Below are 16423 nucleotides of genomic sequence, written 5' to 3'. Positions count from 1 at the left end.
CGTGGTGGCGGTGTGTCCGTCCTGTCCTTGTCGTCCTCCTCCGAAGGAGTGCTGTGTCCATGTCGTCGTCGAAGGTCGAGCTCACGGTGGGTCCGGATGGGGGTGTTCCGGAGGGGCACACCGTGTCGGGGATCCCTGCGGAGCTGGTGGACCGTTATCGACGTGAGGGTTTGTGGACCGAGGACACGCTGGACGACCTGTTGGTGGAGGCGGCCCGTCGGTGGCCGGACCGTCCTGCGGTGAGTGACCGGTATCGCCGGGTGACCTATGCGCAGTTGGATGCGGCGGTCGATCGGGCTGCGCGGGTGTTGGCGGCGCGTGGGATCGGTGTCGGGGACGCCGTGGTGGTTCATCTGCCGAATTCGGTGGCTTTCGTGGAGACGGTCTTCGCGGTGCACCGGTTGGGGGCGGTGCCGGTGTTCGCTTTGGCGGCGCACGGTGCAGCGGAGGTGCGGCATTTCGTGGGTCTGGCGCCGGCGCGGGCGTACGTGGGTCCGGATCGGCCGGGGGAGCGGTTCGCGGCGGTGCCGTCGATGGTGCGTGCGGAGTTCCCTGAGGTGGAGGTGGTGTTGGTCGCGGATCGGGTGGAGGATCCGTGGGCGGCGGCGTCGGGGTGTGCTCTGGTGGAGCGGCCTGAGGTGCCGGCGTTGTCCTTGGCGTTCTTCCAGTTGTCCGGGGGGACGACGGGGGTGCCGAAGCTGATACCGCGGACGCATGCGGAGTATCTGTACTCGGTGCGGGCCAGTGTCGAGGTGACGGCGTTGACCGGGGACGACGTGATGTTGGTGGTGTTGCCGGCGTCGCACAATTTCACGATGAGTTCGCCGGGGATCCTGGGGGCGTTCATGGTGGGCGCGCAGGTGGTGTTGGCGGCGGATCCGAGCCCGTCGACCTGTCTGCCGTTGATCGATGCGCAGGGGGTGACGGCGGTGGCGCTGGTGCCGCCGTTGTTGTTGGCCTGGTTGAATTCGCCGCTGCGGGAGCGGTCGGAGCTGTCTTCTTTGCGGGTGTTGTGGGTCGGTGGCGCGAAGTTGAGCGAGTCGGTGGCCTGTCGGGTGGTTCCGGAGTTGGGTTGTGCTTTGCAGCAGGTTTTCGGGATGGCCGAGGGCCTGGTGAATTACACCCGGTTCGACGACGACCCGGAGCTGGTGTTGTCGACGCAGGGGCGTCCGCAGTCGTCGTGGGACGAGGTGCTGGTGGTCGATGACGCGGATGTTCCGGTGGTTTCGGGGGAGCCGGGGCATTTGTTGACGCGGGGTCCGTACACGATTCGTCGTTATCACCGGGCGCCGGAGCACGATGCGCGTTCGTTCACGGCGGAGGGTTTTTATCGGACGGGGGATGTGGTGCGGCAGTTGCCGTCGGGTCATCTGGTGGTGGTCGGCCGGGCGAAGGATCAGATCAACCGTGGTGGGGAGAAGGTCGCTCCGGAGGCGGTGGAGAACGAGTTGTTGGCGCATCCGGCGGTGCATGACGTGTCGGTGGTGGGTCTGCCGGACGAGGTGTTGGGGGAGCGGGTGTGCGCTTATGTGATTGTGCGTGATCCGGGGGCGGCGGATGTTCCGGATGCGCGGGGTTTGCGGCAGTTCTTGCGGGCGCGGGGGTTGGCGTCCTTTGCGATTCCGGATGTGGTGCATCTGGTGCGGGAATTTCCGCAGACGGGGGTGGGGAAGGTGAGTAAGCGTGGGTTGCGTGAGGACGTTGAACTCCCTTCACCACGGAAATAAGGTTAGCCTTACCTAATTAGCTGGTTGTCCCTGGTACGAAACAACACCGAAGAGGCTTCTCGTGTACGACATCATCGGCATCGGCTTCGGCCCCGCCAATATCGCCCTGGCCATAGCCCTCGCAGACCACAACCGCGAAGCCCCAGCCGATCGCAGGATCACGGCGATCTTCCTCGAGAAACGCGACCACTTCACCTGGCACCCCGGCATGATGCTCCCCGGGACGACCATGCAGATCTCCTTCCTGAAAGACCTCGTCACCTACCGTGACCCGGCACACCCGCTGTCCTTCCTCACCTATGTCCACCAGGCCGGACGGCTTCCCGACTTCGTCAACAAACAGAGCTTCTTCCCCACCCGTCAGGAATTCGCCGACTACCTCACCTGGGCCGCGAAACACGTCGAGGACGTCGCCCGCTACGGGAGCACCGTCACCGGCGTCGAGGTCGACCGGGGCGGGAACCAGGTCACCGTCACCACCGCCGACGGCGCCACCTTCCACGGACGCACCCTCGTCCACGCCCCCGGGCTCGTCCCGATCATGCCTGTCTGGGCCACCGCCTCCGACCGGGTCTTCCACACCCACGACCTGCTCACCTCCCTGGACGCCGCACCGGGCAAGATCCGCACGGCCATCGTGATCGGCTCCGGACAGTCCGCCGCCGAAGCCGCCCAGCACCTGCACGACACCTGCCCCGAACGCACCATCCACGCCGTCTTCGGCAAGGTCGGCTACACCCCCGCCGACGACTCACCGTTCGCCAACCGCATCTTCGACCCCGACATGGTCGACCGCTGGCACGGCGCCGACCCACAGGTCCGCGAACGTATGTACCGCTACCACCGCGGCACCAACTACTCCGCCGTCGACCCCGTCCTCATCGAAGACCTCTACACCCGCGCCTACGAAGAACTCGTCACCGGCCGACCCCGCCTGCACATCCACAACTGCACCGAAGCCATCGCGTGCACCGAGGACGCCGACGGCGTCACCCTCACCGTCCGTGACCTCATGAACGGACAGGAACAGACCCTGCGGGCCGACGCCGTCGTCATGGCCACCGGCTACCGCGGCGCCGACCCCGCCGACCTCTTCGGCGACAGCGCCCGCTGGTACCGCCACGACAACGGGCTCCCCGCCGTGCTCCGCGACTATCGTTGGGCCCCCGCCGAAGACGCGCTTCCTTCCGTGTACCTCAACGGCGGGGTGGAACACACCCACGGACTGACCTCGGCCCTGCTGTCGAACCTCGCTCTGCGCAGCAGCGAGATCCTCGACAGCATCCTGACCGCCCGAGCAGGTCAGGAGCGCGCCAGCGCCTGAAACACCAGACTCCCCCAAACCAGCCCGGCCGTCAGGTCTGCCCCTGACGGCCGGGCTCCACATCGCCACGAACGAGGAGCCCATGCCCCGCACCAGCCGCGACCGGACCGTCTACCCCATCACCGTCCGGGAACTCCAGGTGATCGACGCCTACGACCTCAGCCCCGGCATGCGCCGGGTCGTCCTGGGTGGCCCCGGGGTCCACGCCCACGAACGGAATGGCGTCGCCGTCCCCGCGCTGGTCAGCAACGGTTTCGACGACGACGTGAAGATCATCGTCCCCGACCCCGCCACCGGGGAAGCCGTCACACCCGAACCCCTGCCCGACGGCCGCCTCGACTGGGACGAACGCACCATCTCCCTGGCCCGCACCTACACGGTGCGCAGCTTCGACACCGAGACCGGACAGCTCGTCGTCGACTTCGCCCAACACATCGCCGGCCTCGCCTCCACCTGGGCCGGGCGCGCCCGCCCCGGACAAGCCGTCCACGTCGCCGGACCCAAAGCCTCCTCGGCACTGCCCACCCACGCCGACAGCCTCCTCATCGCCGGCGACGAGACGGCACTGCCCGCCATCGCCCGCTGCCTGGAAGAACTTCCGGCAGGTTTCCCCGTGCAGGCCGTCGTCGAAGTCGCCGAAACCGACCACATCGTCCAACTGGCCACCCAGGCCGACGCCCGCATCACTTGGGTGGTGCGCGCCGAAGGCGGCGACTTCATCCGGACCACCCAGGAATGCACCCTCGACGAAGGCACCCCGTACGTGTGGATCGCCGGGGAAGCCGGACGGATCAAACCGCTGCGCCGCTGGTTCACCCACGACTGCGGACTCCCCAAGAGCGACGTCGAGATCACCGGCTACTGGAAGGAACGCCCCGTCGTCACCATGGGCGACGACCCCTCCACCGTCGACGTCGAAGCCACCGGCCCCCGACCGACCGCCGTCATCCACGAGATGACCGAACTCGCCCCCGCCTTCGCGGTCCGTGCCGCCTGCGAGATCGACCTGTTCGCCGCCATCGACGAAGGCGTCGACAACCTGCCCGACCTCGCCGGACGCACCGGAGTCCCCGCCGAACGACTCAGCCGCCTGGTCCGCTACCTCGGCGCCCTGGAATACCTGCGACTCGACGACGAAGGATTCCTGCACCTGACCCCGCTGGGCAACGAACTCTCCGACCCCGACTCGCACATGGTCACCTCCCTCACCGGGGCCGCCGCCCGCCGGGACCTCGCCTTCATCGGCCTGCTTGCCGGGCTGCGCACCGGCGAACGCGCCTCCCAGGGCGGGCAGACGATCTTCGCCGAACTCACCGGCGACGGCGAGATCGCCGACGACCACGCCGACCGGGTCGCCCAGGAAGCCGGGTTCACCGCTCCGGCGCTGCCTCCCGTCCTCGACCTGAAGGACGGCGAACAGGTCACCGTCCTCGGCCCGGGAGCCGGGGTCTACGCCGACGAGATCATCCGGCAACGCCCCGACCTGTCGATCACCGTCACCGGCGACGACCGGCAGCTCCGCCGCTGCCGCGACGAGATGAGCGCCGCCCGCAGGCCCGCCGTCACCTTCACCGCGGCACCCCGGCCCGGACAGCTCCCGGCCCCGGCCGACACCGTTGTCGCCGTCGACCTCCCCGGCACCACCCCTGCCGAGGACCTTCCCGCATTGATCAGCGACCTCCTCAGCGACACCGGGCGACTCGTCATGGTCACACCGCTGCTCGACCCCGCCAGGCCGGACGAACACGAACTCGAGGACGACCTGCGCAGGCTCTGCCTGCACGGCGCCGCATTGCCCACCCGCAGCGACCTCGAAGCACTCGCCGCCGTCACCGGAACCACCCTCACCGGCCTCGACCCCGTCGGCTGGGGACAGCACGCCGTCACCTTCCGCGCCGGCCCAGAGAGCAGCTGACGTGCCGATCACCTGCGTCCCCGATGACTCCCGCATCGACGACCGCACCCTGCAGATCACCGAGGACACCACCCCGGCAGGCCTGCTCCGGCAGGTCCTGACCGCGCACCCCCGGCGTACCGCGCTCGCCGCCGTCCTGGCCGTACTCCACCAGGTCGGTGAGGCGTGCGTTCCCCTGTTGATCGGCTGGGCCTTGGACGGCCCTGTCGCCGCAGGCGATCTCACCGGGACCCTCACCTATGTGGGCGTGCTCGGCATGGCTTTCGTGGTGTTGTCCACCGGTTACCGGATGGGGGCGCGGCTGGCTTTCGCCGGTTACGGCCAGCTGGAACACGAGCTGCGCACCTTGACCACCGACCGCATCCTCGATGCGCGCGGTTTCGGTGGGCGTCCTCGTCTCGCCGGGGATCTGCTCGCGGTGGCCAGTAGTGACGTGCAGGCGGTGGCCCGCACCAAACTGATCTCGTTCTTCCCGGTGGGGGAGCTCGCCGCACTGCTCGCCGTGGGTGTGCTGCTGGCGGTCATCTGGTGGCCCCTGGCTGTCGGGGTCCTGATCGGCGCCGCGGTCACTGTCGCGGTCGCCGACCGGGCGATGCGGCCGTTGGCGGCCCGGTTGCGCGGTGCGCAGGCCGCTGCCGCTGCCGCTGCGGGTACGGCAGCCGACCTGATCAGCGGCCTGCGGGTCGTGAAGGGTCTGGGTGCCGAGCCGGAAGCCCGCCGCCGGTACGAGACCTCTTCGCGGTCCGCTCTGGACGCGGCGCTGCGCGCCAACGGTTCCCGGGCGGTGATGGAGAGCTCGACCTCATTGGCCGGGGGGCTCTTCGTGGTCGCCGTCGCCGGAGTCGCCGCCCACCGCACGGTGCACGGGTCGTTCACGATCGGTGAGCTGGTCACCGTGGTCGCCCTCACCCAGCTGGTGGTCGGGCCGATGACGCTGCTCGGACGCAATGTCGGCATCTTCTGGGCGGCAGGACTGGCCTCGGCGGAACGAGTCCTGACTCTCCTACGCACCCCCCACGACCGACAAGATCCCACCCACGACCGGAATCTGAGCACCGTCCTCGGTGTCCAGGTTCCGGTTGAGGGGGAGACGGAGCGGGGTGAGGAGCTTGCACTGCGGATAGGCGGCGGTGAGTACCGTTTCAGAGAGGGGGAATTCGTCGTGATCGAGGCGACACCTGAGCAGAACGCCCTGCTCGGACGCCTCCTCGGCGGCACCTCCACCGCGGCCCCGGGACCGGACGACCGGGCCGTACTCTCCGGCACCGACCTGGCCGACTGCCCCGTCGACCTCATCCGCACCGTCGTCCACGTCGCACCCCACGACACCCACCTCTTCCCCGACACCCTGGACGACGCCGTCGCCGCCGGCCGCGGAACCCCGGAAAACACCCGCGCAGCCCAGACCGCCGCCGGCCTCGACGACGTCCTCGCCCTGCTCCCCGAAGGCGGGCACACCCAGATCGGCGAAGCAGGCCGTCGGCTCTCCGGCGGACAACGCCAACGGGTCGCCCTCGCCCGCGCCCTCGCCGGCCGCCCCGCCGTCCTCCTGCTCGACGACCCGACGACCGCCGTCGACGCCGTCACCGAGAATCAGGTCGCCCGCAGCGTACGCGACTTCCGCGCCGAAGGAATCACCCTGGTGTGCACGTCGTCTCCGGCTTGGCGAGCTGTCGCCGACCGGACGGTCACCCTTCCCGAGCCCACCCCCGGCGAGGACGGCTACGCCCAGCCCGAGACCTCCCTCGAATGCACGGCAGGAGCCACCTCGTGACCGCCCCCACCTCTACCGTTGACGCCTCCGCCCCGGAGACCTTCGCGCTCGCCTCAGGCCGGGAAGTCTGGGCGGAGACCTGCCGGTTGGGTCGTCCGCAGGCCTGGCGGGTCGCCCTGGCGGTGCCGCTGCTGCTCTTCGCCGCTTTCTGCGGCCTGGCACTGCCTGCGGTGTTGGGCGGACTGGTCGACATCGTCCGGGGCCGTGAGGTCCCCCTCCTCGGCTCGGGTTCGGACGCGGTGGTCCGGTCGATCGCGGTGATGGTGGCGGCGACCTTGGCGGGCGCGGCAGCGCACGGGGTGGGGACGGTCCTCTCCGCGGGGGCCGCCGACCGGGTGGTCGCCGACCTGCGTGAGCAGTCGATGCGGGCTGCCTTGCGTCGGCCGCTGGCACGGGTGGAACGGGCCGGTAGCGGAGACATCGTCTCGCGGACGACCGATGACGTCGCCGCAGTGACATCGGCGGTCAACCAGGCCGTTCCGGCGCTGACCGGTGCAGGCGCAGCCGTACTGGTCACCGCGGTGGGGATGGCCGGCATCCATTGGTCTTTCGTGGTGGCCCTCGTGGTGGTGACCTCACCGGTGTACGTCTTCGTGGTGCGCCGGTACCGGCGGGAGGCGCCGCCGCTGTATGTGGAAGAACGCGCGGCCAGGGCGTCCCGGGCCGGTGAAGTTCTCGGGATCGCCGAGGGCGCCCCGACCTTGCGGGCGCTGCAACTGCAGGACTACCGCCGTCCGCGGGCTTCCCAGCCGTCGTGGCAGGTCACCCGGTTGACGGTACTGGTGCAGGTCGCGACGACCCGCCTGTTCGCCGGGGTGAACCTGGCGGAATTCCTCGGGGTGAGTGTGCTCTTGGCGGTCGGCGCCTGGCTGGTGCAGGTCGGTGAGGTGTCGGTGGGCCAGGCCACCGCGGCGAGCCTGTTCTTCTTCAGGCTCTTCGGGCCGATCGGTGCGCTGGTGATGGTCATCGACCAGGTGCAGTCGGCGTCGGTGTCCCTACGGCGGATCGTAGGTCTGGGAACGGATGAGTCGACGGACGGAGCCGCCGCTCAGGGAGCAGTCGTGCCCTGTTCGGGTGATCTGACGGCGCAGGCGTTGACCTTCGCCTACGACGGGGGCGCTCGCGTGCTGGACAGTTTCGACCTGACGGTGCCGCAGGGGTCGTCCTTGGCTTTGGTGGGGGCGTCGGGTGCGGGCAAGTCGACGGTGGCGGCCTTGTTCACCGGGGTGCGCAGTCCGCAGGGCGGCCAGGTGCTTCTGGGTGGGGTGGATGTGGCGTCGATGCCGCCGCGGGTGCGGGCGCGTTCGCTGGTGTTGATCGCGCAGGAGAGTCATGTCTTCTCGGGGTCCTTGCGGGACGATCTGTGTTTGGCGGTGCCGGGGGCCGATGAGGCTGCGGTGCAGGCTGCCGTGGAGGTCGCGGGGCTGTCGGAGTGGGTGGCGTCCTTGCCCGACGGCGTGGACACGGTGATCGGTGGTGGCGGGGTGCCGGTGTCGCCGGTGCGTGCTCAGCAGATCGCGATCGCCCGGGTGGCTTTGTTGGATCCGCCGGTGGTGGTTTTGGACGAGGCTGCTTCGGAGGAGAGTTCTGAGCCTGGCGCCGGGGTGGACGAGGCGGCGATGCGGTTGGCGGCAGGCCGGACGTCGGTGGTGGTCGCTCACCGTCTGGAGCAGGCGCGGCTGGCTGATCGCATCGTGGTGATGGATTCGGGAGCGGTGGTGGAGTCCGGTTCACACGAGGAGTTGTTGGCGGCGGACGGCCGGTATGCCCAGCTGTGGCGGGCCGGTCGCTGCGAGTCTTGACCGGGCTCGGCGTCCTGATTCGACCGTGCCCAACGTTGAGATCAACGAATCCCTCACCCGTTGATACACGCGGGTCAGCGTTTCAAGATGCTAGATCCAGAGTTGCTGAGCACAGGTGGTACTCGACGGATTTGCGTAAGCGGTTGCCGATTTCAGGGCCGGGCCTCTCCGGGGCGTCAATCTGGAAGCCGAGGTGTTCCAGAAAGGCGATTCCCGGCGCCCAGTCACGTGGGCACGTCGCTGTGACCCGTTTGCGGCCCAGTCTGCGGAGCTCTTCCGCTAGGCGTAGTGCCATATGGCGTCCGAGGCCTTGGCGGCGGGATCCCGGTTCGATCAGGAATATGCCGACCGAGCAAGAATCGACATCGGGATAGTTGTCAATGACATCTACCAGGCCTACCACGGTGTTGCCGTCGCGTATCACTAAGAGACGTTTCATCTCGAGATCGACCCCGGGTGGCAAGGAATAGAACAGGCTCTGGACATCGCCCGCTGCAGCGGGGAAACCGGTGGCGGCCACGAAGTAGTCTTCGCACCGGCCGAACAGTGCAAGAACATCGGCCTCGTGAGGAAGACCCTCGCCCACCACGGAACAGCGGGGCCAGGACATTGGTGTCCTGGCCCCGCTGTTCCGTGCGTGCAGTGGCTCTCAGCGGCCTTTTCAGTCCTCCGGAGTCTTGTCCTCGGGGACCTTGTTGTCGGACTTCGGGTGCAGGGTGGTGCCCCAGATCGCGATGTTCCGCTCCTTGGTCAGGGGCAGGTCCTTGTCGTCGCGGACGGTGCGCCAGGGCTCCCAGGCGAGGCCGGTGGCCTCTTCGGCGAAGACGGTGATGTTGCGGGCGTTGGCGGGCAGCGGGATCACCGTGTTGAAGGGGGCGGTGCGGTTCTTTCCGTTGCCGTCCCATTCCTTACGGGTCTTCTTCTCCTCGCCGTTTTCGTAGGCGATCTCGTCCCAGCCGACCTTGAACCGGGCGACATAGCCGCCCTTGTGGGCGAGGTTGATCTTGCCGTTGCGGTAGGTGGTGACCTTGGTCTCCACGTATTCGGAGTTGTTGTGCACCGCGGCCTGGGAGTTGTCCTTCAGGAACTTGGCCGTGTAGGAGATCGGCACTCCGGGGTTGGTGCGGCTGTAGTTCGCGTCGGCGTTGATGACCTTCTTGAGCTCGGAGAGCTTGCCGGTGATGACCTCGGACTGGCCCTTGGACGATCCGCCGAGGACGATGGCGCGGAAGTTCGAGTTGGCGAGGATCTTCTGGTACTCGACGTTTCCGCTGATGTCGACGCCCTTGACGATGGCCTTGAAGGCGGCTTCGACCTTGGAGGAGGTGGAGCTGGTCTCCAGCTTGACGTACATCTGGCGTCCGTAGGAGACGCTGGACACGTACAGCGGCGGGGCGGAGGCGTTGACGCCGCGTTCCTTCAGGCCCTTGCCGCACACGCTGTGGCCGATCATGTCGGACGGCGAGCCCGGGTCGTTGACGGAGGCGGTGTAGAAGATCTGTTTGAACGAGACGACCGAGGTCTGTTTCTTGCCTTCCCGGATCCCGGTGAAGTCGACACCCAGTTTGGTGATCGGGACGGCGGAACCGACGCCGAACTTGGCGATCAGCTGGTCCTGGGTGTAGGCCATCGTCTCGTTGTACTGCATGGTGGCCGGCGGGTTGGGGTACTTCGGCGCGTAGTCCTTGTTCCACCGTTCGAGCAAGGTGTTGAGGGAGCCGTTGGTGTCCGACCGGGTCGGGTTCTTCACGGTCTCGCTGTTGGCCTTGCCGTCCATGCCGGGCAGGTTGACACTCATCGTCAACGGCTTGCGTTCCATGTTGATGATGGTGGGCTGGTTTTCGACGAAGTTCTTGTCGCCCAGCAGCAGGGCACCGGGGTAGATGGTGCTGGCGGTGGAATTGGTGGCCGCGATATCGGTCGATTTGTTGGAGATGGTGCGGCGGTTCTTCGTGATGACGCGGAAGACGCCGTCCTTCATCTCTCCTTCGCTCTTCGGCGGGTTGGTGATTTTTTCGCCGTCACGCTTCAGGACGTCCTCTGGCTTGTAGTTGAGGCCACGGACGTAGGAGTTGGTCTCGTCGTCGGAGCAGCCGCGAGCCGCCGCAGGCGCTGCCAGTGGCGCTGGCGAACTGCTCATGGGGGCTGCGTAGGAGGCGACGGGCGCCGTGAGGGCGACGGTCACGACGAGGGAGGCGAGGGTTGCTGATGCCTTTGAGGGCGAGAAGGTGATGGTCATCTGTGATCCTTCACGTGTGGCTCAGATGGAAGGCCCAGGCTGGCGATAAGAAATATTTTTCGACAACCGAACGTTCGGACGCTAACACCCCTGGCAAGAGCCTGGATGGGCGGAATGTCCGAAAAGTTCTAAAAAAATGAAGGATTTTGGGTGATGGGGGACTTTTGGCTGAGTTTCATTTAGCCAAAATGTGACTTTGGGTTATGCGTACGTCGGATATGGCGAGGCAAAAAAACTTTCGGTGCGACGGGCAAGCCGCTCCATAAGGGGATAATTCATGTTTTTTATATCAAGCAGAGTGGGCGGCGGTGAACACCACCTCCGGGCCGGACGCCCACCCCCGCGGAGACGAACACCCGGCCCGGACACCGCCCACACCCCCGGCACCCCGGAACGGGATCAGTCCACCACCCGCCGGATACCCAAATCCCCGAAAAGCACACCCTCCTCAGGCAGCCTCCCGTCCTCCGACGCCGCCCGATGCGCCGCATAAGACAACCGATCAGGGGAAGACACCCCATGGCTGCGCATCATCACGCACACCGAACGCGCCAACAACGGATACAAATCCCACGGCGCCGGCCACAGATGACGCATCGACCAACACGCGTTCTCCTCGACCCACTCCCAACCAGCCGCAGAAACCTCCTCGGAAAGCGACTGACCCACACCCTGCGTCACCCCACTGATCAACAGATCCGGCGACTCGTGCCAATCCGGTTCGTTCTTGTCGACCTCCACGGTCGGACCAGGCTCACCGTCATCCCCACACGAGAAGAAGGTCACCCGCGTACGAGCATCAAGCTGATCACGCAACACCCGGACCAGCGCCGCCTCGAAGTCCTCCCACGAGGTCCACCGGTTCACCTGACCCCACGGCTCCGCCCGCATCTCCTCGGCACGCGCCGGACCCATCACCCACAAGGTGACCCCCCAACTGGCCTTCTTCACCACAGCGGAACCGTCATTGGCCAACCGCCAGGCCATCATCATGGTCGAGCCGTCGCACACCGAACTCTCCGGCATCCCCCTCACCTGCCGGAAGTGATTACAGACATCGGCGAAGATGTTCAACGCCAGCGACTGCTCCTCCTCACGAGGAAGCACACCGACCTGATCGGTCACCGCAACCTCCACCCCCGTGACCTGGTCATCCTGCTCCGTCGGCCAGAACTGACCCCACCCGAAGCGTCCGACGGTCTCGTGGAGAGCGCTCTCCGTCAACGGCCAGGACACCTCCTCCAAGGTCCGCACCCAGTTCGACATGGCTTCGAAGGGGGCCAGCCGCATGCTTGCGCGCATCGGCGCTTCCTCCAGGGGACATTCGTCGTGCTCGGTCATCGCTGCTTCCTTATGGCTGGTCGGCGTCGGCCACCCACGTTAATCGGGGGGTTGCGCTCCCGGGCAGCCGGTTCCGGGTTGAGCCGACCCAGCTCCCCTCCGCGCCGACACGCCGTGCCACCAGCACCCTCGACGACGACACCGGCTCACCCCGGGCCGGCCCCCACCCACCGTCCGCCCACAGCGGCCACAGCGGCCGCGACGGCTCAGCAGACGACCGTGGTGTGCCTACGCCCGATCGGAACGATCAGCGGCCGGTCGCTGACCGGATCGGGCACCACCTGCGCCTGCAAACCGAAGACCTCCGACAACAACTCCTCCGTGACGACATCCTGCGGCGCCCCGGTCGCCACCACCCGCCCGTCCTTCATCACCACCAGATGATCGCTGTACCGGGTGGCCAACACCAGATCGTGCAGAACCATCACCACGGTGCGCCCCCGCTCGTCGTGCAGGACATCGACCAGGTCGAGCAGATCCAAGGCATGCGCCAGATCCAGATAGGTGGACGGCTCGTCGAGAAGCACGACATCGGTGTCCTGAGCCAAAGCCATCGCCAACCACACCCGCTGCCGCTGCCCACCCGACAGAGTGTCCACGGAGCGCCCCGCCAGGTCACCCACCCCCGTCAGCTCCAAGGCCTGCCGCACATGATCGGCGTCATCCGCCGCCCACTGACGCCACCAACTGTGATGCGGATGCCGACCCAGGGCGACCAGATCGGCGACCGTCATCCCCTCCGGCGCGACCGGCATCTGCGGCAGCAACCCGATGACGGTCGCCACCTGCCGAGGACGCAACCGGTACAGATCCTGCCCGTCCAGACAGACCCGCCCGGCCGACGGCGGAAGCAGACGCGCCAGACTCCGCAACAGCGTCGACTTCCCACACCCGTTCGGGCCGATGACCGTAGTGATCACCCCCGTCGGAATGGACAGGTCGACCTCCGGCAGGACGACCTTGTCGCCATACCCGACCCGGGCGCCGTGCACCGTCAACCGCGGCGCCGCCGCCCGCGAATCCGGGCCGGCCACAGCAGGAGTGGTTTCGTCGAGGCTCACAAGGTGACCTTCCGGTCGGTGCGAATGATGACGTACAACAGGAACGGCCCACCGATCGCGGCCGTGACGATCCCCACCGGCAACTCCCAGGGCAAGAACGTGCGCGCCGCCAGATCGGCCGTCAGCACCAGCAAGGACCCACACAAGGCGCTACCCACCAACGGCGGGGTACTCGTCGCGAAGATCCGCCTGGCCAGCTGCGGAGCTACGAAGGCCACGAAACCGACCGGCCCCGCCGCCGCCACCGACACCGCCGTCAACGCGATCGCGACGAACAACAACCGACGCCGCACCCGATGCAGATCCACCCCCAACGCCGACGCACTGTCCTCACCCAGCCGCAGCGCCGTCAACTCATGCGCCGCCACCGGCAACACCAGCACCGTCACCGCCAACACCACCAACAACGGCACCAGCTCCGGCCAGGACCGGCCGTTGACACTCCCCGAAAGCCACATCGTCGCCCGGGAAGCCGTGTTCAGATCGGCGCGCACCAACACGAAAGTCACCGAGGAGGCCAACATCGAGTTCACCCCGATACCGATCAGCACGAGCCGATAAGTATCGATGCCCTGCTTCCACGCCAACAGATAGATCGCCGCCGCCGTCGCCAAAGAACCCACCAAGGACGCCACCGGGATCGCCACCGCAGACACGACCACCCCCGTGGCACCGGCGGCGATCACCGCCACCGCCGCCGCCGACGCACCCATCGAGATCCCCAGGATGTCCGGACTGGCCAAAGCATTACGGGCCGTGTTCTGCGTCAACGCCCCCGCCAACCCCAACGCCAGACCGACCGCGCCGGCCACCAAGGCGCGCGCCAACCGCCACTCCACCACGATCCTGGTCTCGATGGCATTGCCGAAGCCGCCGAGGACGCGCAGCACGTCCGGCACCGTCAACGGGTAGTCACCGACGGTGAGCCCGGCAGCCAGGACGAGAACGCCCACCAGGAGACAACACCCGCCCAATGCGACATTCCGGACGGACACCAGCAGGGACAACGGCCCCACCCGCAGATGACGTCGCCCTCCCCGAAGGACCTCGTCGGGGACGGCGACGGATTCGACGACAGGGGGCGACTGACAGGTCATAGGTGCACCAGCGATCGACGGCGGACGAGAGCGATGAAGACGGGCGCGCCCAGCAAGGCGGTGACGATGCCGACCTCCACCTCGCCGGGGATCGCGATGACCCGCCCCGCGGTGTCGGCCAGAAGGATGATGATCGACCCCAACAGTGCGGAACAGGGCAGCACCCACCGGTAGTCCGGCCCGGTCACGGCGCGCGCCATGTGGGGGACGACGAGGCCGAGGAAACCGATCGGTCCGGCGACGGCGGTGGCGGCGCCGGTGAGCAGGACGATGGTGAGGAAACCGGCCCAGCGGGCGAGGGCGACCGGTACGCCCAGTGCGCGGGCGCTGTCGTCGCCGAGAGCGAGGACGGTCAGGGTGGGGCCGGTGGCCAGGGCGAGGACGGCGCCGACGATCAGGTAGGGGAGGACGTGGCCGAGGGCGTCGAGGTCGCGGGCGGCGACGGATCCGGCGGCCCAGAACCGGCGGGTGTTCAGGCTGGTGTCGTCGGTGAGGGCCATCGCACTGGTCAAGGCGGTCAGGAAGGCGCTGAGTCCGGCACCGGCGAGGACCAGGGTCAACGGGTTGACGCTGTTGTTCCCGGCGGCGCAGACCGCGAAGACGGCGGCTGCGCCGACGGCGGCGCCGACGAAGGCGAACCAGACCTGTGCCTGCGGGTCGGTCACGCGGAAGAGGAAGGCGCCGAGCACGACGAAGAAGGAGGCGCCGGCGGTGACGCCGAGGATGCCGGGGTCGGCCAACGGGTTGCGGGTATGTCCTTGGATGAGTGCCCCGGCGAGCCCTAGGGCGGCGCCGACGGCGACGGCGATCGCGGTGCGGGGGACGCGCAGTTCCCACACGACGACGGCGATGTCGCCGCGTTGGCCGGGGCCGGCGAGCAGGGTGTCGAGGATCTGACCCGGGGGGACGGTGCGCGCGCCGATGGCGAGGCTGAGGCAGGTGGCGAGGAGAAGGCCGCCGATCAGCGCGACGACACCGGGGAGCCGACGGGTCATATGTGCCTTGGTATCACACGATACTTAGGTTGCCCTAAGTGTGGATGGGTGGAATGTCCGGCAGCTGAACCGTCGGCGGCCGGTCACTCGACGGCGAGGACGACCTTCCCGATGTGGCTGCTCGCTTCCAGCATCCGGTGGGCTTCCGCTGCCTCGGCCAGCGGCAGGGTCTCGTGCACCACGGGCTGTACCCGTCCGGCTTCGACGAGGGGCCACACGTGTTCCCGGACGGCGGCCACGATGGCGGATTTCTCTTCTGCCGGGCGGGCACGCAGGGAGGTGGCGGTGAGTGTGGCGCGCTTGGTGAGCAGCGCGTTGAGGTTGATCTCGGCTTTCACCCCGCCTTGGAGGCCGATGACGACGAGGCGTCCGCCGGTGGCCAGGGCTTTGATGTTGCGTTGGAGGTACTTGGCGCCGACGAGGTCGAGGATGACGTCTGCTCCGCGCCCGTCGGTGGCGGTGCGGATCTCGTCGACGAAGTCGCTTTCCCGGTAGTTGATCAGGATTTCGGCGCCGAGGTCGCGGCAGGCGTCGAGTTTGAGGTCGGTTCCGGCGGTGACGGCGACGGTGGCGCCGACCTCGCGGGCCAGTTGGATGGCCATGGTGCCGATGCCGGAGGAACCGCCGTGCAGGAGGACGACCTCGCCGGGGCGCAGGTGCGCGGTCATGAACAGGTTCGACCAGACGGTGCAGGCCACTTCGGGCAGGGAAGCGGCTTCGACGAGGCTGAGCCCGCTGGGTACGGGCAGTACCTGTCCGGCAGGGACGGCGACTTTCTCGGCGTAGCCGCCACCGGTGAGCAGGGCGCAGACTTCCTGGCCGACTCGCCAGGTGGTGACCTGCTCGCCGACGGCGGCGACGGTTCCGCTGACTTCGAGGCCGGGCAGGGGGGAAGCACCGGGGGGCGGATCGTAGAAACCTCGACGTTGGAGCAGGTCGGCCCGGTTCACCCCGGCGGCGGCGACGTCGATGACGATTTCGTCGGAGGCGGGTGTGGGGTCGGGGACCTCGGCGAGAACCAGGGCGTCGACGTCGTCACCGGGGCTGGGGATGGTGATGGCCTGCATGGACCAACCCTAGACGTGCTTTCTCCGGGCGGCAGTGGCCGCGAGGCTTGTTCGGCCGCGGGGTGGGCGAACTCACCCTGG

At 67.8% G+C, this 16423-nt stretch carries 12 protein-coding genes; 5 read left to right on the top strand and 7 right to left on the bottom strand.

Annotation, left to right across the window (positions count from 1 at the left end; translation table 11 throughout):
- Window positions 1–59 precede the first annotated feature (59 nt).
- From AUCHE_RS10265 to AUCHE_RS10245, 5 genes are all read left to right on the top strand, one after another.
- A complete protein-coding gene (locus AUCHE_RS10265) occupies window positions 60–1727 on the top strand; it encodes a (2,3-dihydroxybenzoyl)adenylate synthase (protein WP_006503238.1) in 1668 nt (555 codons plus the stop codon).
- A gap of 61 nt (window positions 1728–1788) precedes the next feature.
- Complete coding sequence (locus AUCHE_RS10260) at window positions 1789–3051, top strand: lysine N(6)-hydroxylase/L-ornithine N(5)-oxygenase family protein (RefSeq protein ID WP_006503237.1); 1263 nt, start codon at window positions 1789–1791, stop codon at window positions 3049–3051.
- An 82-nt stretch (window positions 3052–3133) separates the two neighbouring features.
- On the top strand, window positions 3134–4966 hold the full coding sequence (locus AUCHE_RS10255) for a siderophore-interacting protein (protein WP_006503236.1): 1833 nt from the start codon (window positions 3134–3136) through the stop codon (window positions 4964–4966).
- Between the two features lies 1 nt (window position 4967).
- Window positions 4968–6740, top strand: a complete 1773-nt coding sequence (locus AUCHE_RS17765; RefSeq protein WP_006503235.1) for an ABC transporter transmembrane domain-containing protein — start codon at window positions 4968–4970, stop codon at window positions 6738–6740.
- Window positions 6737–8542, top strand: a complete 1806-nt coding sequence (locus AUCHE_RS10245) for an ABC transporter ATP-binding protein (protein ID WP_006503234.1) — start codon at window positions 6737–6739, stop codon at window positions 8540–8542. Before AUCHE_RS17765 ends, AUCHE_RS10245 begins: the two co-directional genes overlap by 4 nt.
- A gap of 82 nt (window positions 8543–8624) precedes the next feature.
- Here AUCHE_RS10245 and AUCHE_RS10240 read toward each other — a convergent pair whose 3' ends face one another.
- The 7 genes from AUCHE_RS10240 to AUCHE_RS10210 all read right to left on the bottom strand — a co-directional run bounded on the left by AUCHE_RS10240 (window position 8625) and on the right by AUCHE_RS10210 (window position 16342).
- Window positions 8625–9152, bottom strand: coding sequence for a GNAT family N-acetyltransferase (locus AUCHE_RS10240; RefSeq protein ID WP_006503233.1), 528 nt, complete (start codon window positions 9150–9152; stop codon window positions 8625–8627).
- A gap of 51 nt (window positions 9153–9203) precedes the next feature.
- Window positions 9204–10781: a thiol-activated cytolysin family protein gene (locus AUCHE_RS10235; RefSeq protein WP_006503232.1), complete on the bottom strand. Its 1578-nt coding sequence runs from the start codon at window positions 10779–10781 to the stop codon at window positions 9204–9206.
- Between the two features lie 399 nt (window positions 10782–11180).
- Complete coding sequence (locus AUCHE_RS10230; RefSeq protein ID WP_006503231.1) at window positions 11181–12122, bottom strand: DUF6301 family protein; 942 nt, start codon at window positions 12120–12122, stop codon at window positions 11181–11183.
- A gap of 206 nt (window positions 12123–12328) precedes the next feature.
- Entirely contained in the window at window positions 12329–13183 is an 855-nt protein-coding gene (locus tag AUCHE_RS10225; RefSeq protein ID WP_006503230.1) for an ABC transporter ATP-binding protein, read from the bottom strand.
- Window positions 13180–14280 carry a FecCD family ABC transporter permease gene (locus tag AUCHE_RS10220; RefSeq protein ID WP_006503229.1) on the bottom strand — a complete coding sequence of 367 codons (1101 nt, stop codon included), beginning with the start codon at window positions 14278–14280 and terminating at the stop codon, window positions 13180–13182. Before AUCHE_RS10220 ends, AUCHE_RS10225 begins: the two co-directional genes overlap by 4 nt.
- Complete coding sequence (locus AUCHE_RS10215) at window positions 14277–15275, bottom strand: FecCD family ABC transporter permease (RefSeq protein ID WP_006503228.1); 999 nt, start codon at window positions 15273–15275, stop codon at window positions 14277–14279. Before AUCHE_RS10215 ends, AUCHE_RS10220 begins: the two co-directional genes overlap by 4 nt.
- Before the next feature lie 83 nt (window positions 15276–15358).
- The gene (locus AUCHE_RS10210; RefSeq protein ID WP_006503227.1) at window positions 15359–16342 is read right to left on the bottom strand and encodes an NAD(P)H-quinone oxidoreductase; all 984 of its coding nucleotides are present in this window, start codon (window positions 16340–16342) and stop codon (window positions 15359–15361) included.
- Between the last annotated feature and the right edge of the window lie 81 nt (window positions 16343–16423).

It is taken from the genome of Austwickia chelonae NBRC 105200 (assembly GCF_000298175.1).
In the GTDB taxonomy this organism is placed as follows: Bacteria; Actinomycetota; Actinomycetes; order Actinomycetales; family Dermatophilaceae; genus Austwickia; species Austwickia chelonae.
Note: the sequence above shows the minus strand (reverse complement) of the source record. Positions and strands in the feature narration are given on the sequence as shown.